The organism is Kribbella sp. NBC_01505, from assembly GCF_045040285.1.
GTDB lineage: Bacteria > Actinomycetota > Actinomycetes > Propionibacteriales > Kribbellaceae > Kribbella.
Window position 1 is genome coordinate 6,168,555 of sequence record NZ_CP109425.1, and the last position, 19,685, is coordinate 6,188,239.

The 19,685-nt window shown below is 67.5% G+C and carries 18 protein-coding genes; 11 read left to right on the forward strand and 7 right to left on the reverse strand.

Annotated features, from left to right (window positions below):
• Positions 1-29 precede the first annotated feature (29 nt).
• Together OG474_RS29115 and OG474_RS29120 are read right to left on the reverse strand one after the other, a co-directional pair.
• Complete coding sequence (locus tag OG474_RS29115) at positions 30-806, reverse strand: hypothetical protein (RefSeq protein WP_405056782.1); 777 nt, start codon at positions 804-806, stop codon at positions 30-32.
• Positions 803-1,315, reverse strand: a complete 513-nt coding sequence (locus tag OG474_RS29120) for a SigE family RNA polymerase sigma factor (protein WP_405056783.1) — start codon at positions 1,313-1,315, stop codon at positions 803-805. Before OG474_RS29120 ends, OG474_RS29115 begins: the two co-directional genes overlap by 4 nt.
• A gap of 216 nt (positions 1,316-1,531) precedes the next feature.
• Between OG474_RS29120 and OG474_RS29125 the strand changes: the two genes are divergently transcribed.
• From OG474_RS29125 to OG474_RS29145, 5 genes are all read left to right on the forward strand, one after another.
• Positions 1,532-2,647, forward strand: a complete 1,116-nt coding sequence (locus OG474_RS29125; protein WP_405056784.1) for an ROK family protein — start codon at positions 1,532-1,534, stop codon at positions 2,645-2,647.
• Between the two features lie 88 nt (positions 2,648-2,735).
• Positions 2,736-4,028 carry a family 16 glycosylhydrolase gene (locus OG474_RS29130; RefSeq protein ID WP_405056785.1) on the forward strand — a complete coding sequence of 431 codons (1,293 nt, stop codon included), beginning with the start codon at positions 2,736-2,738 and terminating at the stop codon, positions 4,026-4,028.
• A gap of 72 nt (positions 4,029-4,100) precedes the next feature.
• Positions 4,101-4,601 (forward strand): FBP domain-containing protein, encoded by a 501-nt coding sequence (locus OG474_RS29135; protein ID WP_405056786.1) that lies wholly within the window; start codon positions 4,101-4,103, stop codon positions 4,599-4,601.
• Positions 4,602-4,645: 44 nt separating this feature from the next.
• Positions 4,646-6,016 carry an MFS transporter gene (locus tag OG474_RS29140; RefSeq protein WP_405056787.1) on the forward strand — a complete coding sequence of 457 codons (1,371 nt, stop codon included), beginning with the start codon at positions 4,646-4,648 and terminating at the stop codon, positions 6,014-6,016.
• A complete protein-coding gene (locus OG474_RS29145; protein WP_405056788.1) occupies positions 6,013-7,146 on the forward strand; it encodes an ROK family protein in 1,134 nt (377 codons plus the stop codon). Before OG474_RS29140 ends, OG474_RS29145 begins: the two co-directional genes overlap by 4 nt.
• Positions 7,147-7,223: 77 nt before the next feature.
• On the opposite strand, the gene OG474_RS29150 is transcribed toward OG474_RS29145, so the two are convergent.
• Positions 7,224-7,832: a uracil-DNA glycosylase family protein gene (locus tag OG474_RS29150; protein WP_405056789.1), complete on the reverse strand. Its 609-nt coding sequence runs from the start codon at positions 7,830-7,832 to the stop codon at positions 7,224-7,226.
• 169 nt (positions 7,833-8,001) lie between these two features.
• Between OG474_RS29150 and OG474_RS29155 the strand changes: the two genes are divergently transcribed.
• From OG474_RS29155 to OG474_RS29165, 3 genes are all read left to right on the forward strand, one after another.
• The gene (locus OG474_RS29155) at positions 8,002-10,104 is read left to right on the forward strand and encodes a hypothetical protein (protein ID WP_405056790.1); all 2,103 of its coding nucleotides are present in this window, start codon (positions 8,002-8,004) and stop codon (positions 10,102-10,104) included.
• A 108-nt stretch (positions 10,105-10,212) separates the two neighbouring features.
• A complete protein-coding gene (locus OG474_RS29160; RefSeq protein WP_405056791.1) occupies positions 10,213-10,770 on the forward strand; it encodes a PadR family transcriptional regulator in 558 nt (185 codons plus the stop codon).
• The gene (locus OG474_RS29165) at positions 10,770-12,050 is read left to right on the forward strand and encodes an FAD-dependent oxidoreductase (RefSeq protein ID WP_405056792.1); all 1,281 of its coding nucleotides are present in this window, start codon (positions 10,770-10,772) and stop codon (positions 12,048-12,050) included. The genes OG474_RS29160 and OG474_RS29165 overlap by 1 nt, the downstream gene beginning before the upstream one ends.
• A 19-nt stretch (positions 12,051-12,069) precedes the next feature.
• On the opposite strand, the gene OG474_RS29170 is transcribed toward OG474_RS29165, so the two are convergent.
• From OG474_RS29170 to OG474_RS29180, 3 genes are all read right to left on the reverse strand, one after another.
• Positions 12,070-12,216 (reverse strand): hypothetical protein, encoded by a 147-nt coding sequence (locus tag OG474_RS29170; protein ID WP_405056793.1) that lies wholly within the window; start codon positions 12,214-12,216, stop codon positions 12,070-12,072.
• 313 nt (positions 12,217-12,529) lie between these two features.
• Positions 12,530-14,242 (reverse strand): DUF222 domain-containing protein, encoded by a 1,713-nt coding sequence (locus OG474_RS29175; RefSeq protein WP_405056794.1) that lies wholly within the window; start codon positions 14,240-14,242, stop codon positions 12,530-12,532.
• Positions 14,243-15,467: 1,225 nt separating this feature from the next.
• Positions 15,468-15,701 carry a DoxX family protein gene (locus OG474_RS29180; RefSeq protein WP_405056795.1) on the reverse strand — a complete coding sequence of 78 codons (234 nt, stop codon included), beginning with the start codon at positions 15,699-15,701 and terminating at the stop codon, positions 15,468-15,470.
• A gap of 182 nt (positions 15,702-15,883) precedes the next feature.
• On the opposite strand from OG474_RS29180, the gene OG474_RS29185 reads away from it, so the two are divergent.
• Entirely contained in the window at positions 15,884-16,012 is a 129-nt protein-coding gene (locus tag OG474_RS29185) for a hypothetical protein (protein ID WP_405056796.1), read from the forward strand.
• 10 nt (positions 16,013-16,022) lie between these two features.
• Here OG474_RS29185 and OG474_RS29190 read toward each other — a convergent pair whose 3' ends face one another.
• On the reverse strand, positions 16,023-16,610 hold the full coding sequence (locus OG474_RS29190; RefSeq protein WP_405056797.1) for a TetR/AcrR family transcriptional regulator: 588 nt from the start codon (positions 16,608-16,610) through the stop codon (positions 16,023-16,025).
• Between the two features lie 103 nt (positions 16,611-16,713).
• Between OG474_RS29190 and OG474_RS29195 the strand changes: the two genes are divergently transcribed.
• Together OG474_RS29195 and OG474_RS29200 are read left to right on the forward strand one after the other, a co-directional pair.
• Positions 16,714-18,150 (forward strand): MFS transporter, encoded by a 1,437-nt coding sequence (locus tag OG474_RS29195; RefSeq protein WP_405056798.1) that lies wholly within the window; start codon positions 16,714-16,716, stop codon positions 18,148-18,150.
• A 37-nt stretch (positions 18,151-18,187) separates the two neighbouring features.
• Positions 18,188-19,501 (forward strand): cytosine permease, encoded by a 1,314-nt coding sequence (locus OG474_RS29200; protein WP_405056799.1) that lies wholly within the window; start codon positions 18,188-18,190, stop codon positions 19,499-19,501.
• Positions 19,502-19,685 lie beyond the last annotated feature (184 nt).

Genomic DNA, 19,685 nt, shown 5'->3' on the forward strand with positions numbered 1-19,685 from the left:
GGCCTTATGCAACGACCGGCGTGCCTGCGTTACTTGTAGTGGCAGGAGCCGGCGAACTTCAGGAGCGTTGCCTCGTCCCAGCCGAGGCTTGGCGTGTAGTTCATCACGGCGACGAGGCGAGCCGTCTTGCCCTGACGGACATGGACCTCGCGGAGGCCGTCCTCCTTGGTGCCAGTGCTGATGACGGCCTCTTTGCTCCCGGCGCGGACGTGCGGGAGCTCGGCCCAGGTGTCGCTGTACTTGTCCGGGACCAGGCCATGGCCCTCGTCGCGCATCTCCGACTGACGGACCCGGATCCGGGTCGAGTTCTCCCGGTACTGGCCCGGGTTCTCGAGCTTCGGGTCGAAGAGCTCCTTCTGCTCCCAGTCCTCGCTGGTGCCGGGGAAGGTGAAGTCGACCGACCACCCCTGCGGGATCAGATCGCAGGTGATCTTGCCGGGCATCGGGCGAGTGTTCGGGACGAGCGCGACCGGTACGGCGGGCTTCGGTGGTAGCGGACCGGGAACGCTGCGAGGCGGCGGAGGCATGTCGGACGGCTTCGTGGATGGTTTGGCGGACGGCTCGGCGGACGGCTTGGCTGTGGTCGCGGCGACCTGCGGCGTGGTGTCCGCCGTGGTCCCGCCAGGAAGGAATGACCAGGCGGCACCGAGGACGGCCGCGGTAGCCACGGTTCCGGCGGCGATTCCGGTCAGCCGGCGACGCCGTACGGCGCGATGGCCGCGCGCGAGATCGCCGTCGAGGTCGGTGTCGGTGGTGGCGGGTTCCGGACCCGCGGCGTCGTCGAGCAGGTGCTTGAGGTCGGTCATCGCAGGCTCTCCAGGGTGTCGAAGGATTCGTGCAGGAGACCACGCAGCGTCGAGAGTGCCCGCGACGTCTGCGACTTGACCGTGCCTTCGGTGCAACCCATCAGCTCGGCGGTCGTCCGTACGTCGCAGTCGCGGAAGTAGCGCAGCACCACCACCGCGTGCTGCCGGCGGGGAAGCTTCGCGAGCGCATCCAGCACGGTGAGCCGCTCCGCGGTGTCCGGACCGGTCACGGGGACCGCGTCGTGCATCTCCTCGGTCGTGGCCTCCCGTCGCCGCCACATCCGCTTGCGCTCGTCGAGGAAGGCATTCACGAGGATCCGGTCGGCGTACCGCTCGGCTCCCTCGTCGCGCCGGATCTTGGCCCAATGCACATACAGCCTGGTCAGCGCGACCTGAACCAGGTCCTCCGCCCAGTGCACGTCCCCTGACGCGAGCAGCCGGGCCGTCCGCAGCATGCGGCCCCGGTGCGCAGTCACGTACTCCAGGAACTCCGCGTCCCGATCAGTCACGGTCCGCCCTCCCCATGTCGGTGATCTCCACCCTGCATCTACTGGCCACACCACCCAGGAGGTTGCAACCGGCCTCGAGCGTAAGAGCACTGAGGTCGACGGACGCGGTGAAATCGGGCGAAGGACAAGGAAGGCGATCGGAGCTTTGCCGATTGGGGGTTTCGAAAGTAAGTTTTGTGCGGGAGTTGGGGACAACCGCTGAGGGAAGTGGTCGAGGTGCCGAGCCTGCTGCCCGGTGGTGATCAGAGTTCGTTGCGCAGCCAGAACACGCGGCGCGTGCTGCAGGCGCTGTACGACGGGCCGTCGCTGACGATCGGCGCGGTCGCGCGGGTCACCGGGCTGTCGCGACCGACCGCGCAGGCGATCCTGACCGCGCTCGTCGACGATGAGCTGCTGATCCTGGACGGGTTCGATCAGGTGCGGACCGGTGGGCGCCCGGCGCAGCGGTATCGCTTCGCCAGCGCGGCGGGGATCCTGGGCGGCATCGACATCGGTGCGCACTCGGTGGCGGTCCGCGTCGCGAACCTGAACGGCGCGCTGCTGTCCTCGGGGCGTCGGTCGATCCGCAGCAGGCTGTCCAGGGCGGCCCGGATCGATGCGGCCGTCGACCTTCTCCGCGAGCACGCCGGCGAGGGTTCGTTCTGGTCGGTCGGAGCCGGTACGCCGGGAGTCGTGGACACCGCGGGCGTTCTTCGGCTCAATGTCGCCCTGCACGACTGGTCGGAGGTCGCCCTGACCGACGAACTGACCGAGCGTCTCGGCTGCCCGGTGGCGAGCGCGAAGGAGACGAACCTCGCGGCGCTGGGTGAGCAGCGCGCGGGGAACGCCCAGGGATTCGACGACGTGCTGTACGTGCACGCAGGTCATCGGCTCGGTGTCGGGCTGCTCGTCGGCGGCACGGTGTTCACCGGGGGCAAGGGCTGGGCGGGGGAGATCGGCAAGCATCCCGCGCTCGGCTGGGAGGACGGTCCGGCCAAGCTGCACCGGGATGTCGGCATCGCCGAGTCGGACGGTTCCACCGAGTGGATCTTCGCGCAGGCCGCCTTGGGCGACGCGAAGGCGTTGCGGGCGGTCGATACGTTCGCGCGCACGCTGGCGGCGGGGGTCGGCGCGATGGTGCTGGCGCTCGACCCGCAACTCGTCGTACTGGGTGGTGGGATCGCGCAAGCAGGGCGGGCGCTTCTCGAGCCGTTGCGGCAGCACCTTGCCGAGGTCTGTTACGTGGTTCCGGAGCTGGTGCTGTCGGCGCTCGGCGAGCAGGCCGTCGCGATCGGAGCGGTCGAGCTGGCTCGCGAAGGCCTGCGGGCGAGCTTGTTCGCCACCGGCTCTTGACGCTCCCGCGGCGGGCTCCTTACAGTGCGAATGAAAGTTTGTTTCATAACCTCGCTTTCCCTTCTCCTCCTTCGAGGAAGGACGAGTCATGACCGCCCTCAGACTCAAGCTCCGGATCTGCCTGGCCGCTGCGCTCGCCGGACTGCTGCTCCCGATCGGCGTCCTGCCGACGTACGCCGCGTCTGGCCGCCGGCCCAATCCGCCGGTCAAGGCGGGATACCACCTGGACTTCCAGGAGGAGTTCAACGATCCGACGCTGAACACCGACAAGTGGCTGCCCTACTACCTGCCGCACTGGGCTGCGGACAGGGAGAAGACCAAGGCCGACTACACGCTCGCCGACGGCAAGCTCAACCTGCGGCTCGGCGCCGGTTCGGTGCCCTGGAACCCGGCGTACGACGGCACGGTGAAGGTCTCCAGCATCCAGAGCTACGAGAAGGACTGGTGGCACCGCTTCCGCGGATCGATGCCGCTGGACCACCATGAACCGGACTTCAACGGCTACAGCACGAAGTACGGGTACTTCGAGATCCGGGCCAGGATGTCGGCCGTCGGGGGCGGCGGCCACGAGGCCTTCTGGCTGGTCGGAACCGACGACACCACGGGTTCGTCGGCGAATCCGGAGATCGACATGATCGAGACCCGGTTCTCGCAGCCGTCGACCTGGCGGATCGCGTCGTCCACCTGGAGCGACCCGGACTTCCAGGTCTCCGGTGATCCGGCGCTGACGGTTCCCTCCGGTAGCCCGACGACGGAGTACCACACCTACGGGATGGAGTGGACGCCGACGCAGCTCAAGTTCTACTACGACAACCAGCTGTTCAGGACCCTCGACGACGCACCGAACATGCCGATGGGGATGATCCTCGGCATCTACACCGACGCGAGTACCGGGCCCGCGAACGCCGTCTGGCCGAAGGAGTGGAGCGTCGACTACATCCGCGTGTACAAACCCGATGCAGGCTATCCGTCGGTCAACGAACTCGGCCTCTACCGGTTGAAGAACCGCAACACCGGTGAGTACATGCACATCGAGGACGGCAACGGGACGGTCCAACTCAGCAAGACGATCCCGGCCTCCGCGTGGTCGAGCCAGTGGTACCAGGTGGACTACAACGGCTACCGACGGTTCCGGAACCGCCAGACCGGTGACTACCTGAACGCCGAGGCCCCCTTGCCGAGGGTGCAGTACGGGCCGGTGCGCGACGACTGGTGGAGCGCGCAGTGGTCGTTGGTGCGGAACGGGACAGTCACCAGACTCCAGAACCGGGCTCGGCGGGACTACCTGCACAACGAGGACCAGCTCGGCTATGTCCAGGAGGGCGGTGTCCAGCCTGCCTGGTGGAGCGCCGACTGGACGCTCGAACGCATCACCAACTGACCGGCGTCGTCGGTCAGTTGCTAACGGTGTTAATCATTTGCCTAAAGATCTTAGGCAAGCTACCTTCGAGCTATGAGACCGATTACTGAGAGCGAGATTCGTCGCTCGTTCGTCAACTGCTCGCAGGGGGAGGCGAAGCGGTTGCCGGTGCCGAAGGACCTGGAGATGCTGCCGTGGGAGCAGCTTGACTTCCTTGGGTGGCGGGATGCCGGGGCGCCTGACCGGGGCTACCTCGTTGCTGAGCGTGAGGATGGGGTGTTGGTCGGCGTCACGCTCAAGGCGGCCAAAGGTGCTGCTCGCGGGTTCACTTCGCGGAGCATGTGTTCGCTGTGCAAGACCACCCGGACGGGTGGAGGTGTCGCGTTGATGGCTGCCCGCCGCGCTGGTGCGGCCGGGCGGCAGGGGAACACGGTCGGGGAGTATTTGTGCACCGATCTTGCCTGTTCGCTCTATGTCCGCGGAAAGAAAATAGCGGCCACGGAGCCGGGGCTGGACGAGACTCTCTCGGTTGAGGAGAAGGTCGCCCGCCTGAAGACCAACCTGACGACCTTCCTGGAGAAGGTCGTCAAGTAGCGACATGCCCAAACAGGGGTGGCGGCTGGCCTGCGACTATTTTAGTGTTTGTCGCACATAAGTACGTCGACTCCTGGGGGAAGCGCACGATGACGTCGGTGATCACGAGCCCGCGGAGGGCCCGTTTCGCACGCAACTGGACCAGCAGGCTGGTCGCCTTCGGGGAGTTCATCGACGGCTACGACCTGCTGGTCGTCGGTGCCGCGGTGCTGTTCCTGCGGCCGGCGTTCGGCCTCAGCGCCGGTGAGGTCGGGCTGGTGACGGCGTCGGCCTTCATCGGTACGGCGCTGGGCCTGCTGGTCTTCGGTGATCTCTCCGACCGCTTCGGCCGGCGGACGATCTTCATGGTCAATCTGGTGTTCTTCGTGGTGGCCTCGATCGGTGCGGCGTTCGTCCAGGAGATCTGGCAACTGGTGCTTGCCCGGTTCGTCCTCGGGGTCGCCGTCGGCATGGACATTCCGACCTCGCATGCGTTCCTGACCGAGATCGCGCCGAAGGCCCGGCGCGGCCGGATCGCGGGCAGCCTGCCGAACCTGATGTGGCTGAGCGGCGCCATCGTCTCGGTGCTGCTCGCCCTCGCCCTCCAGCCGGTCTTCGGCAACGAGACGTGGCGCTGGCTGTTCGGCCTGGCCGCGATCCCCGCCGCGGCGGTGCTGGTGGCCCGCCAGTTCTTGCCCGAGTCGCCACGCTGGCTGCAGGCCCAAGGACGCCTCGAAGAAGCCCAGCAGGTGTACGACGCGCTCGGACTCGAGCCGCCGAAGCCCGAACCTGAGGCCCCGAGGAACTACCGGACCCTCGTAGCCGGCGGTGCCTGGCGTCGGCTCGCGGCCGTCACGGCATTCTTCGCCGTCCAGGCCTTCGGCGGCGCGGTGGCGACGGTCGCCGGTCCGTTGATCATCAGCAGCATCGGGATCGGCGTGTCCAACACACTGCATTTCTCCTTGCTGGGCTTCGTGATGGGCCTGATCGCGGTCTCGCTCGGCTCGCTGATCATCGACAAGGTCAACCGCCGCTGGCTGGGGGTCTGGACCTGCCTCGGAGTCTTCGTCGCCGGGGTGGGGATCTCGATCACCGGCCGCCATCCCGGCATCGGCCTGGTGATCTGCTGGGCGGCGTACGCGACGCTGACCTGGCTCGGTCCCGGCGTGCTGTCGTGGGTCTGGAGCACCGAGGCGTTCCCGACGGCCTTGCGCGGTCTCGGCTCGGGGATCGCGCAGTGCGTGACTCGGCTGGCGATCGCGCTTAATGTCTTCCTGGTGCCGACCTTGTTGCAGAAGTACGGCATCACAGTCGTCGCCTGGTACGCCGGTGCGTTCCTCATCAGCGCGTTGATCGTGGTGGCGTCGCCGTGGCTTGCCACCACGGGTGTCGAACTCGAGGATGTCGTCGCGTCCCGAGAAGCGGAGACCGGGTGACGCCGAGCCTGCAGGGGACGCAGCCGCGCCAGGCCCGCCGGTCGAACACGTCCGCGGTGCTGCAGTTGCTGGCTCAGCGTGGTGCGCTGGCGCGGGCCGACATCGCCAAGGAGCTGTCGCTCAACCACGCGAGCGTCGGCCGGATCCTTGATCCGTTGCTTGCCGACGGCATCGTTCGCGAGTGTGCGAAGGAGGCCAGCGGGATCGGCCGGCCGAGGATTCCGGTCGAGCTCGACCCGACCGGTGGGTTCGCCGTCGGCATCCATCTCGGTGTCGAGCGCACCACGATCGGACTGACCGATCTGACCGGCCGGTGTGTCGAGACGTACGCCGAGGACCGCGACCCGGCCGACCATGACGGCACGGTTCGCCGGGCCGGCGAACTCGCCGCGGACCTGGCCGCCCGAGCTCCCCAGCGCGTACTGGGCATCGGCGTGGTCGTCGGTGGCGACGTGGACCAATCGACCGGAACCGTTGTACGCAACGAAGAACTCGGCTGGTACGACGTCGCCGTGGCCGATGCGCTGGGCAAGAAAACCGGCCTCCAGGTGCTGGTGGACAGCAACGCGCGCGCACACCTGAACGCCGAATTGACCTTCGGAGCCGGCCAAGGCATGCACAGCGTGCTTTACCTGTTCGTCGGCAACGTGGCCGAGATCGGATTCGTCAACCACCCGTCCCTGCTCGACTCCGACCGCATCGTGCACGGCAGTCTGCGCCGCATCGCCGTACCGGAACTCACAGGCAACGGCCAAGCGCGCTTCGACCAGTGCGGAACAGACCTGATGCTGCTCGCCGCCGCACGAGCCGCGGGGCTCGACACACCCACACTCGCAGATCTCGTCCGGCTTGCCGATGAGCACGATGCGACCGCGGTCGACCTGCTCACCGCACACAGCGCCCAGGTCGCCGTCCTCGCCGACACCGTCTACGACCTCATGCGTCCACACCTCGTGATCCTCGGCGGCAGTGGCGCCCCCACCGATCGATGGCTCGAGGTGGTCCGCAACCAGGTCGAAGCCGTGCCGCCACCATCCCTGACCCGCCCCCGCTCCACCACCAACCCCCTCGTCACCGCGGCCGGCGGCCTCGTCGTACGACACTTCTTCAGCACCGGCGCCATCCGCTGACCTTCAGGCGGCGTTGCGAAGCACCGGTACTCGCCTTCGCCGAAGCGGTGCCGGCCTGGCGCGCCGAGATGTGAGGGCTAGGTCAGAGCGGCCCGGACGAGATCCTGCAACGCCGGTACGACGTCCGCCTCGAACCAGGGGTTGGCTTTCTGCCAGCGGAAGTTCAGCGGCGAGGGGTGGACGAGCGGGATCACCGCCGGCGCGTAGTCGATGTGCGCGCGAACGGTCTCGGTCAGGTTGGACCGTGCCTGCGAGCCGAGATAGTGCGCTTGTGCGTGACTGCCGATGAGAACCGTGAGACGCACCTCCGGCAGCTGACCGAGGATCGCGGGATGCCACCGCGGAGCGAAGTCCTTGCGCGGAGGCAGATCTCCGTGACTGCCCTTGCCCGGGAAGTAGAAATCCATCGGCAGCAGGGCGATCGAAGCCGGGTCGTAGAAGACCTCGTCGTCGACACCCAACCAGGATCGAAGCCGAACTCCGCTGGGATCGTCCCACGGGATGCCCGACTCCTGCGCACGCCGACCGGGTGCTTGGCCGATGATCACGATCCGCGCGGCCGCCGAGGCCGCGTACAGCGGAAGATAGCCCAGCTCGGCCGCCCATCGGTTCGACGGATCGGCGATGATCGCGTCCCGCACCTCCGCCAGCGGAAGCGCGTCTCCACCGGTCGTTGCCTTCGGCACCTTATCCCCTGACGCGGTCGGCTGGACGGATGCCGCCAATCCTAGACGTAGCCGGTCATGTTGGCCTAAAGGATGAGGTGAGGGGTCGACCGGGTGCTTTAGGGTGACGACCGTAACCCGGGCGGGGGAGCCTGGGACAAGAGGGAGGGGTCCCGTGAAAATTCGTGCCATGGCAATCGTTTGTTTGTTCGGGACGGTGCTGAGTTCTCCAGGTACGGCGGTCGCCGCCGACCCGCCGTACGCCGAGGGGGTGTTGCTGGGGTCGCGGCTGGAGGCTGATCCGCCGCTCGAGATCCTGGCAGCGACGAGCAAGTACTACTTGACCGATTTCGGGGAGCCGGCCGATGGCGGGCCGGCCCCGTGGAGCATCCGGAACGTCTTGGACGGAAGCGCGGCGGGGGAGTACCGGCGCTCTGCCCGCACTCTGGACGTGGTCGGCGACTACGCGATGGAGTGGAACGAGGAAGGCGCCGAGGTCCGGAAACTCGGCGAGACCGAGACGCAGTACATCGGCACGCCGACCGGTGCGGAGGTTCGCAACGTCTACCCGGGCGGCCTGCTGCTGGCACGCGGTGGCGATCTCGCGTTGCGCACGTACGCGGGTGACGAAACGCCGGTCATCGGCGTCGGCGCGACCGCCGAGGTGCTCGACCGGACCGATGACGCATTCCTGCTGGGGACAGCGAGCGGTCTCTTCATCCTGGACGTCGCAACCGGTACGGCGTCGCAACTCGCGGCACTGGACGCGGCCACGACCTGGGCGCAGCTCACGCCGGGCCGCGTGATCTGGCGGACCGCCTCCGGCGACTCCAGCACCACGCTGGCCTGGAAGGATCGGACTGGTCCAGCAGCAGGGGCGACCGTCGTACCGTTCGGCGGGCCGCTGCTCCCGCTCGGCGATGACGTCGCGGTCCGGCTGCCGGCCACCAAGGAACTGCTCAAGGTCAACGTCGTCGACGGCACCGTGACTCGGAACGTCGTCACCGGTGTCCACGACGCCAAGGGCCAGGGCAACGGCCGTCTACTCCTGACCGCGCAGTCGCAGGTCGCTTCGATCGGCGCTGACGGTGCTCTGCAGACGATCGCGCAGACGCCGGCCTTCGAAGGACAGGTCGGGTACGTCGGCCTGTCCGGCAATCGCGTGCGGACCGCCGGTACCGACGCCCATCTGTACGAGACCTCAGACCTCGGTACGACGTGGTCGCGGTCGGCGCTCGACAGCGACGGCCATGAGGTGCAGTTCGAGGGCGACGTCGTACTGACGAAGCGCCTGAACGCGAGCGGTGGCAAGGAATCCGTGATCACCGACTCCAAGGGCAGTTGGACGTTTCCGACCTGGGAGGCCAGGCTGGGGCGGGGCGGCAAGCTGGTCGCGGTGAAGGACGAAAGGTTCGGCTCGATCGGCGTCTGGGACCTGGCCAAGCGCAAGAGCATCGGCGGCTACGGCAGGGCGATCGCGCTGAACGGCGACCTCACGTACGTCGCTCCGGACGCCACCAACACGATCAATGTCATCGGTGGCCCCCGGCAACTGTTCATCCCGGCCAAGCCCGGATGCGGCGTGGCGCGGAAGCTGGAGGTGGCCGGCAACTGGCTCGTCGTCGACTGCGCCGGTCCGGATCAGATCATCGACCTGACGTCGTACGGCATTCCGATCCGTACGACGACGCTGGCCGACCGTTGGGAGCTCGGCAACAACTTCCTGCTCCAGGAGACCGCGCTGGGCGCCGTACCGGTCCAGCTCCGGGTGTCCGACCTGCGCACGCTGGACCTGCAGGAACGTCGCTACGGTCCGCTCGCGGGTGTCTCCCGGTCGGCCGAATACGCGGCGGACGATCAGGGTGGTGGCCGTCTGGTCTACGTGGACGAGAACCATCGGCCGCGGCTCGTCACCCTCGACTGGCTCTCGCCGACGATGGTCTACACCTCCGACCATGTCGCACCGAGGCTGGTCAGCGCCGACGCCGGACCGGCGTACCGGAACCAGGAGTCCCTCCAGTTCAAGTGGGTCTTCGAGGACCCGAGCACCGACTCGGATCCGGCCAGCGGCCTGAATGCCTTCCACCTCCGCTACCAGACCCGGCCGTCTCCGGACGCGCCGTACGGCGACTGGACCGAGACGGTCGCGTCCCGGCAGAGCACGCAATATGCCGGGACGGGCCCGCGCGGTTCCAGCACCTGCTTCCAGGTCATGGGCCGGGACCGAAACAACAACCTGAGCTCCTGGAGTGCGTCCTACTGCTCCGAGTTCGCCGATCCGCCCCAAAGCTGATCAGTCCGACCAGTGAACCCCGCCATCCCCTGAGGGATGGCGGGGTTCGTCACTGAGAACAAGGGTCGTCCGGTTGCGATGTGCGACTACTCATGCGAGAGTACTTTCATGAGTTCAATCCGCTTGTTCGTCCTCAGCATCCTGAGCGAGCACGGTCCGATGCACGGTCATCAGATCCGCAATCAAGCCCAGAGCGATCACACCGAGCTGTGGACCGAGGTGAAGGTCGGTGCGCTCTACGGCGCGCTGCGCCGGCTGGCTTCGGAGGAGCTCATCGCCGAGGTCCGCGGTGAGCGGGTGGGCAACTACCCGGAGCGGACGGTCTACGAGATCACTCGCGCCGGCCGGGAGGCGCTTGATGTGGTGCGCGGGCAGGCGCTGCGCGCGGTCGTGGTGCGGCCCGATCCGTTCGACCTCGCTCTCGTGCACTCGGGCGACCTGGACGAGCAGCAACTCGAGCACGTGATCACCGATCGCCGTGCTGCGCTCATCGCGCAGGAGGACTCGCTGCGTCACCAGACCGAAGAAGCCGATCAGTGGCTGACGGAGGCCGAGCGGATGGCTCTCGCGCACCTGGCGGCCCGGCTGGCCACTGAGGTGCGCTGGCACGACGAGCTGCTCGACCGGCTGCCGAAGATCGTCGCCGACTTCCGCCGGGAGGCGTGATGCATGTCGTGATCATCGGTGGCGGCATCGGTGGGCTGTGCCTGGCCCAAGGCCTGGTGAAGGCGGGAGTGAGCGTCGCCGTTTACGAGCGCGACGCCGCACCCGACGCCCGCCTGCAGGGCTACCGGCTCAACATCGAACCCCAGGGCAGCCGTGCACTGCACGCCTGCTTGCCCGATCATCTCTGGCAGATCCTGGTTGCCACGGCCGGTGATCCTGGCCCGGGGATGGGTGTGTTCACCGAGGGCATGCGCGAGCTCATGCGGGAGGACGGCCCTCCTGCGGGCCTCGACCCCGCCGTCAGTACTCACGCCGTCAGCCGGGTGTCATTGCGCGGGCTGCTGCTGGCGGGCCTCGATGAGGTGGTGCACTTCGGCAAGGAGTTCCAGCGCTACCGGCACGAGGCGGACGGCAGCGTGACGGCAGAGTTCGCCGACGGCTCCACTGCCAACGGCACGCTGCTCGTCGGTGCCGATGGCGGGCGGTCGCGAGTACGTCGCCAACTGCTGCCCGCGGCCGTCACGACCGCACTGCCCGCGTTCGGTGTCGGCGGAAAGGTGCCGCTCACCGACCGGACGGCGAGCTGGCTGCCCGAGGCCTTGACGCGTTCGAAGAACATGGTGCTCCCGCAGCGCGACTTCCTGTTCACCGCGGTCTTCCGCCGCCGCGAACAGCCCGAGGAGCTGGCTGAGCGGATGCGCGACCAGGTCGCCGCAGCCGGACTCGACACCAAGACGGTGTTGGCTGACGTCACGGACGACGACTACGTGATGTGGGCGTATGTAGCGCACCGCCGACACATCGGCGAGGATCTCACCGGGCAGGCGTTGCTCGACCGCGTCGACGTGCGCATGCGGGATTGGGACCCTGGGCTGCGCGCCTTGCTGTCGGCCACTCCGGCCGAGACCGTCGACCGGTTCGACTTCTCCACCGCGCGGCGGGTCGCTCCGTGGCCGACCACCACCGTCACCGTGCTCGGCGACGCGATCCACCACATGCCACCCGTCGGCGGGCTGGGCGGCAACGCCGCATTGCACGACGCGTTGTTGCTGCGCGACGCCATCACCGACGTACACGATGGGAGATCGGCGTTGCTCCCTGCCCTGCGCGGCTACGAGGCGGCGATGCTCACGTCGGGGTTCGGGTCGGTCCGCCAAGCTCGTCTGTACGTCGCTCTCGCGATCTCGCCGAGCCGAGTGCTGCGTACTGTTGCCCGCGGCTTCTTCCGCCTCTGCGGAGCCATCGGTCCGCTGCGGCGGGTGATCTTCCAGGACGGGTGACGCACAAGCTGCACTTCCGTTAGCTGACCGCGACGGTAGCCGCGGCCAAAGCGAGGAACGCTGCTGGGACGCAGAGGGTCCGCAGGGCACCGGCACGGATGTGGACGACGACCGCACCACCAACTCCACCGTCGCCCACGTAACGGGCTCCTGCTGCGACCCCCATGGTCATCCTTGTGCGCGGCCAATCGACCCCGTAGCCGCAGGCTATCTGGTGACCGGCTGCTAGCCCGACGCTGTAGCTGCGGCCTCCGCGAGCACGCGGCGCTCAGCTAGCCCGACCCCGCGGCCACCTAGCCCACACCAAGCAGCGCACCGCTATCTCCGAGGCCGCGGCTGCGGGCGCCCCGCCCCACGAAATGAACCTGTTCCAGCATGCGCGCATGGCTGATCCGGCGCTGGGGTGATCCACGAGCGCCGGCTGCCGTTTCGACCCGGGTGGTGGCGGTCGGGGCCGCGAGCCACCAGCAGTGGTCGGCCTACGGTCCGGCTGCTGGGGTGTCGTCGGTGCGCCAGGGGTCTGTGTAGCCGGGTGTCGAGATGAGGTAGGCGCGGAAGGCTTCGCGCTCCGCGACGATCGCGGCGTTGGGCTGCGCACTGGCTGCGGGGAGCCGGGTCGGCTGTTCGTATGTCGGGCTGCTCTCGGCCTCGGCCCAACTGAAACGAGTCCCGCTAACCTCGCCCGCATCGACACGAGCCCTGCTAGCACTAGCCGTGCTGGCACTGACCTCCTCGGCATGAGCCGTGCTGGCGCTGGCCGTGCTGGCTCCGTCGGTCCTGGTCGTGCTGGCACTAGGCGTGGCGTAAGCGCTGTTCGCGGTGGCGTTGCGGGCAGGGGTGACCCACGCAGCCATGGCAGCAAGCGCGAGAGGGTCGGGTGGTGGTGGATCGGCCCAGGACGGGCGACCGACGTGGACGACGCCTGCGGTGATGGTGATGGTCCATTGGTTCTTGTGGACCGCGCGGTGGTGGGCAGAACACACCAGGGCGAGGTTGTGCAGGCTGGTCGGTCCGCCGTCGACCCAGTGGATGACGTGGTGGGCATGGCACATCCACGGTGGTGCTTTACACACCACGCAGCCCTTGTCTCGCTTGTTCAATGCCCGCCGGATGTAGCGGTTCACGAACCGTTGTTCGGTGCCGACATCCAGGGGCTGCGAATCGCCGCCGAGCACGATCGGGAGGATCGCGGCATCACAGGCGAGCAGCCGGACGGCGCCGGCGGACAGGTTGCCGCCGAACACCAACTCACCCATCCCACCCGATCCACCCGTGGCACCGGTCGCATCGGTCGCACCGTTCGCACCGTTCGCGCCGGTCGCACCGGCCGCACCGTTCGCGCCGGCCGCGCTGTTGAAGGCGTCGGGGACGTTGGCGAGGGCGTTTTTGAGGTCGTTGAAGTCGATGGTGACGGTGAGGTGCGGTACGCCGGGGTGGTCGGGGTTGCCTGCCGCAGCATCCGAGATCCCGATCAGCGCATCGGCTTGGCGCTGTTCCAGGGTGCGCGGGTCACGTTCACCGTCGATGGTTTTGTGGGGTTTGGCGAGGGTGTGGATCTGGGTCTTGACTTGTTCCCCGGCGGCGCCGGGCAGGAACCCGGTGATCTTCACCCCGCCGTCGACATCACGCAGCCGCAGTGAGCGTTGCTTGTGGGTTTCGTCTTCGGCGGGTTCGGGTCCGTCGGTGTCGAGGCGGGCGAGGACGTCGCGGCCGAACTTGGTGAGCTCGCGGGTGTTGGTGTGCTCGGCGGCCCGGATCATTTCCCGTTCGGCGACGTCCAGGACTTCGACCGGCACGGTGGAGGGTGCTTTCTCCAAGGTCGACACGATGACCTTGGCCGAGTCCGGCGCCAGGACCGCCAGGACCGCCGACCCCGCCGACTCAGAGGCCGCCGACTTCGATGGGTCGGCGGGGTCTGGCAGTGCGTCGGCGACGGCGGAGTATTTGGGGAGGTTCTTGGCGAAGGTGAGGTCTTTGCGGACGTCGGCGGGGACGAGCCGGTAGCGCTGCGAGACGAGTTCGGTGGTGTCGCGGGCGCCGAGTTCTTGGGCGGTGCCGATTTCGTCGAGGCGGGCCATGGTTTGCAGTTTCAGGGTTTCGATCAGGGCGGCGGTGGCCATCAGGGTGTCGAGAGTCGTCAGCAGTTCGCTGCCGCTCTGCGTGTACACCGGTGGCATCGCCAAGATCTCCATACCCCAAAGCATAGCCATGGCCACCGACAGTTTTCGAGCCCAGAACCCCTTATATACAAAGGAAGTGTGGGCTGTTGGTGTGGGCTGGTTGCCTGCTCAACTTGCCCACACCTGGCCACAGCTAAATTCAGGCGGCGGTGACCGTGTTGACCGGAACTTCTTTGTCAGATGGCGCCGAAGAGTTTCCGACCAGCCGCCACCTCACGCGCCCAAGTCACCGCCCGTCAGCCCGTCAGCTCCAGGCGACGGGATCGCGGTCGCTGGGCTCGCCATCTGGCTCAGCCACCTGCTCTGCTCGCTGTGCGTTTCAGTTGGCTGGCCTTGGTGGTCGGGCGGGGTGCAGACCGACAGGACTCGGCCGGTGTCGTGGGTTTGTGGTTGCTCGCCGCGCCCGGCCGATCTGAAAGACAGCATGGTGGGTCGCCGCGGTGGCTGGGCCGGATGGCGAGGCCGCGACCGAGGTTCCCCGTTGCTTGCGGCTGATGGGCTTGGGTTGCGGGCCGGGAAGGGGCCGGTGGTTGGGTGTGCGTTGTTTGGGGTTGACGGGCATCGGTTTCGGTTGCTGTTCAACCGGTGCGCCGGTCACTAGTTGAGTTGAGCTGTCCCACCGGGCGGTACCGCTCGCGACGTTCGTTAGCCGGTGGATTTTCGTCACGGGGTCCACAAAATCCACTGGTTAGCGCGTCGCCCCTTGGCCTGCATCGGCGCGGCCGGCTGAGGCGACGCGTCGTGGGCCTGGTGCACGTCCTCTCGCGGATCGCCCACACTGACCAACCTCCGCCGCGCCTACCTCGCCACGCTCAAGCGCTGCCTGGAACCCTTTGCTGGAGTGAGTTGGTCAGTGGCGCGGATCCGTGCTCGCTATCCGGTTCAGCCGGCGGCCTGGCTAGCCGCGGCTATTTGTTGGCTGCGCTTGGTGGTTCGACTGGGTGCAGGCCGAAAGGTCTCGGCCGGTGTCGTGGGTTTGTGGTTGCTCGCCGCGTCCGGCCGATCTGAAAGACAGCATGGCCGGCCGCCGCGGTGGCTGGGCCGGATGGCGAGGCTGCGACAGAGGTTCCCCGTTGCTTGCGGCTGACGGGTTTTGGTTGCGGTCCGGCAAGGAAGGGTCGGCGGCCAACTTCCCGTCGCCTGGGCTCCCGGGCTTTGGGGTGCGGTTCGGGAGGGAGGGCCGGTGGGCCGGTGTGGTGCGTTGGTCGGCGATTTTTTCTTATATAGCTACCAAATATTACCGACTACCGCACATCACACGCCTCAGCCGTAGCCCGTCAGCCCCAGGCAACGGGAGCGCGATCGCGGCGCCGGCGGCCTTCGCCAGACCCAGCATCGGCAACCACGAGCGTGGCACGCCGACCGCGGCCGAGTTCGCGAGTACGAACCGCGCACCGACCAGATCGGCGACGGCCATCACGGCGTTCGCCGTGATCGTGATGAGGCACAGGACAACTGCGATAGTAGACATGCACCCATGACGACGTAGCCGCACAGTATGTGCGGTGGAGCTGGGAGGGCCGGCGGTGGACGTCACCGAGATCGATCGGGCTCTGCTGCTCAACGTGCCGAGCGGGTCGCGTTTGTCCTGCATGACGTCTTCGGCTCTCCCTTCGGTATGGTGACCGCCTTCCATTCGCCAAGCCGTCGTCAATGGCGCGGCAGGACTCGTCGGTACGGCGTCCGGCCGCACCATCGACGTACAGAGTCTCGGACGGCCGCATCGACCGGGTCTGGGCCGTGCGTAATCCGGAGAAGCTGAGCCGGTGGACGGCCGGCTGACCGATCGGAGTTACGGACGCGCGCCCGCCATCCGCACGAGCACGAGGTCGACAACACTGTCCGCGACATCGTCCGTCAATGCCTCCTGGGTGATCAGGAGGCGGTAGTACAGCGGGGCGTACAGGAGGTCGAGGAGCATCGACGCTTCGATGTCGGCCGCAAGCTTCCCGTTCTGCTGTGCCCGGCGCAGCAGCTCCAGTGCCTGCGCGCGACGGGGCTCGACGAGACGGTCGAGCATCGCGCGCAGCTCGCCGGCGTCACTCTGTCCTGCCGCGATCAATGCCCGGTAGACCGCCGAGAGTCGCGCATCGTTGAAGAATCTGACTACGCCGTGCATCTGGTTCCTCAGGTCGGCGACAAGGTCCCCGGTGTCAGGGAAGTCGGCGGTGTCGCCGAGCGACTCCACCAACGCGTCCAGCAGGACTGCGGCCTTGGATGGCCACCGCCGATAGATGGTCTGCTTCCCGCTCCGCGAACGCCGCGCGATCCCTTCGACGCTGGTCCGTTCGTACCCGAGGGCCACGCACTCCTCCACAGCGGCGGCGAGGATCGCGACGCGGGCGCGTTCACTGCGTGAGTTCGGCTCTGCATCAGTCACCGGACCACTCTAGCAACGGAACGAACCGGACCGTCTTGACGAGGAGCGGGTGGATACTTACTCTGAATCGAAACGAACCGTTCCGTCTCGATCGGAGAATCCGGTGAGCCACCGAAGTCGTGTCGACCCGTCCGTATCCCCGCGCGCAACGCTCACCCTGCTCGTTCTCTGCGCCGGGCAACTCATGATCATCCTCGATGGCAGCGTCGTCAGCGTCGCCCTGGGCTCGATCCAGAAAGACCTCGACTTCACCCCGGCGGCCTTGGCCTGGGTCACCGATGCGTACCTTGTCGCGTTCGGCGGCTTCCTGCTTCTTGCCGGCCGGGTGGGTGATCGCTTCGGACGCCGCAGAGTCCTGATCGGCGGCCTGACCGTGTTCACCGCCGCGTCAGTGCTGTGTGGGCTCGCCTGGTCGGGTGACGTGCTGATCGGCGCTCGGTTCGTCCAAGGCATCGGTGGCGCTTTCACCTCCGCTGTCGTGCTCAGCATGATCGTGGCGATGCACCCGGAGGAGCAGCGACGGGCTCGAGCGATCGGCGTCTTCAGCTTCGTCGCGGCGGCCGGTGCTTCGATCGGGCTGCTCCTCGGCGGCCTACTGACCGATCTCGCCAACTGGCACTGGATCTTCCTCATCAACGTTCCGGTCGGGATCGCCACGGTCGCGCTGGTAGTGCGCCTCGTCGAGCCCGATGGCGATGCGCCGAACGAGATCGGCGCCGACGTCTCGGGTGCCGTGCTCATCACCGGCGGAACCATGCTGGGCATCTACGCTGTCGTCAGTGCTGCCGAGCACGGCTGGAGTTCCCTGCCGACGGTGGTCGCGGCAGTGGTCGCGTCGCTTCTCCTTGCGGGCTTCGTCCTGCGGCAGTCGATGGCGACCGCGCCACTCGTACCGCTGCGGATCCTGCGTTCCCGGCGACTATCAGGAGCGAACCTCGCGCAGGTCCTGATGGTGGCGGGGCTCTTCGGCTTCCAGTTCCTCGGTGCGCTCTACCTCCAGCGTGTGCTGGGTTATTCCCCGGCCCTGACTGGGGTCGCCTACCTGCCGGTGGCGCTGGTCATCGCACTCTGCAGTCTTGGTCTGTCCGCCCGGCTCGGCGCTCGGCACGGAGCGAAGTGGGTCCTGATGGCCGGGCTTCTGCTCGTTACCGCCGGTCTGTTGCTGCTGGCCCGCATTCCCGACTCCGCGACGTACTGGATCGATGTGCTCGCGCCGATGGTTCTCATCGGGAGTGGTGCCGGTCTCGGCCTGCCCTCCATCGTCTCGCTTGCCGTCGCCGACGTCCCACCATCCGATTCCGGCCTGGCATCCGGACTCGTGAACACCACCCAGCAACTCGGCGGCGCACTCGGTCTGGCGATACTTGTCACGGTGGCCGACGTACAAGGCTCTCAGGAAGATCGCGGGCTCGCGCAGCACGCCATCGACGCGCTCGCCGACGGATACCGGAGCGCCTTCCTCGTCGCCGCAGCCCTCTCCTTCGCGGCCCTACTCATCACATGGCTCGCAATCCCAGCAGCCGTGGAGCCTCGCGAGTAAGAGATGGGAGCGGTACGACGCGGCCTACAGTTGTGCCGTGGCTGTTCAGCAGAAGGGTGCCTCGGGCGGTGTGACCGTCGAGGCGAACGGGGTCAATCCGGTGCCGGACGCGGAACGACGAGGGCGGCCGCGAGGGTTGTTCGCGGTGTGGTTCGCGTGGAACGTGTCGATCCTCGGCATCAGCTACGGGATCTACGTGTTCGGGATCGGGCTGAACGTCGTACAGACGATCGTCGCCGGAACCGTGGGCTACCTGATCTCGTGCGGACTCGTCGGGGTCCTTGCGGTCGGCGGGCCCCGGACCGGCCTGCCGACGCTCGTGCAGACCCGGTTCGCGTTCGGAATCCGCGGCAACATCCTGCCCGCGTTCTTCGCCTACCTGTCCAACATGGGCTGGAAGGTCACCATCATCACGCTGGCGTCGACCACCGGGGCGAATCTTTTCGGGACGCTCTGGCCGGGCCAGTTCGCCAAGGCGGACGGTAAGCCCGCCGACGGGACGATCGTGGTCTGGTTCGTGATCGTGCTGGTGGCAACAATGTCGGCGTCGGTCCTGGGGCATGCGTTCATCATGAAGATCGAGGTGTGGATCTCGTGGGGGACCGGCCTGATGACGCTGGCCTTCCTGGGCTTCGTGCTGCCCGAGGTCTCCTGGTCGCGGCTGGGGGACACCCCGGCCGGCGGGCCGTTGGCGTTCGTCGGCGGGACGATCATGGCGATGACGCTGGTCGGTCTCGGGTTCCTCAACTACGGCGGTGACTTCGCGCGCTACCTGCCGCGCGACACTCCGGCCCGGGCGGTGATCGGCTGGACCACCAGTGGGCTGGCGCTGCCGGTGGTGATTCTGCTGATCGTGGGTGCGCTGCTGGTGGGTGGCGACCCGGCGCTCGGCGAGGCCGCGGCGGCGGATCCGATCGGCGCGCTGACCGCGCTGTTGCCGCGCTGGTTCTTCGTCCCGTTCTCGATCGTGATCGTGATCTCGCTGATGTCGGCCGCGATCACCGGCATCTACAGCTCCGGCCTGGCCCTCGGCGCCGCGTCGTACGCCGTACTGACCTTCGTCCTGAAGATCGACCCTCAACCAGACCGTTCCAAGCTGCGAAGCCCCGTGTGGGGGGACGGGGTGACGAGTGCCGAGCGGGCGCGCTTGGTCGAGATTGTCGAGAACCTCTTGCAAGGCGCCTATGAAACCGAAGCAGAAGAGGATGCTGCGCTGGCCGAGTTCGAGGCCGGCGTGCGGCATCCCGACGCGTCGGGCCTGATCTTCTGTCCGAGCGACGAGTTCGACCACGAGCCGACCTCGGAAGAGATCGTCGAGCGAGCGTTGAGCTACCGAGCAATCGAGCTCTGAGCTGCCGACGGCCGTCTTGGTGCTTTTGGCAACTATGGCGGGCCTGCTCCGAGGGATGTCGTAAATCGGCGGTGCCGATCTCCGCCAGCGACGACGCCTTCCGCTGGTCATGAGGTGTGCCCAAACTCGGACCACCCGAACGCCGCCGCCGCCGACATGTCCCGGAAGCGGACGGCACACCCAG

What these genes read in the sequence shown, in the direction of transcription:
- OG474_RS29115 (WP_405056782.1), bottom strand. Translation starts at nt 806, where the DNA reads ATGACCGACCTCAAGCACCTGCTCGACGACGCCGCGGGTCCGGAACCC.
- OG474_RS29130 (WP_405056785.1), top strand. Translation starts at nt 2,736, where the DNA reads ATGACCGCCCTCAGACTCAAGCTCCGGATCTGCCTGGCCGCTGCGCTC.
- OG474_RS29135 (WP_405056786.1), top strand. Translation starts at nt 4,101, where the DNA reads ATGAGACCGATTACTGAGAGCGAGATTCGTCGCTCGTTCGTCAACTGC.
- OG474_RS29155 (WP_405056790.1), top strand. Translation starts at nt 8,002, where the DNA reads ATGGCAATCGTTTGTTTGTTCGGGACGGTGCTGAGTTCTCCAGGTACG.
- OG474_RS29160 (WP_405056791.1), top strand. Translation starts at nt 10,213, where the DNA reads ATGAGTTCAATCCGCTTGTTCGTCCTCAGCATCCTGAGCGAGCACGGT.
- OG474_RS29165 (WP_405056792.1), top strand. Translation starts at nt 10,770, where the DNA reads ATGCATGTCGTGATCATCGGTGGCGGCATCGGTGGGCTGTGCCTGGCC.
- OG474_RS29170 (WP_405056793.1), bottom strand. Translation starts at nt 12,216, where the DNA reads ATGGGGGTCGCAGCAGGAGCCCGTTACGTGGGCGACGGTGGAGTTGGT.
- OG474_RS29175 (WP_405056794.1), bottom strand. Translation starts at nt 14,242, where the DNA reads ATGGAGATCTTGGCGATGCCACCGGTGTACACGCAGAGCGGCAGCGAA.
- OG474_RS29180 (WP_405056795.1), bottom strand. Translation starts at nt 15,701, where the DNA reads ATGTCTACTATCGCAGTTGTCCTGTGCCTCATCACGATCACGGCGAAC.
- OG474_RS29185 (WP_405056796.1), top strand. Translation starts at nt 15,884, where the DNA reads ATGGCGCGGCAGGACTCGTCGGTACGGCGTCCGGCCGCACCATCGACG.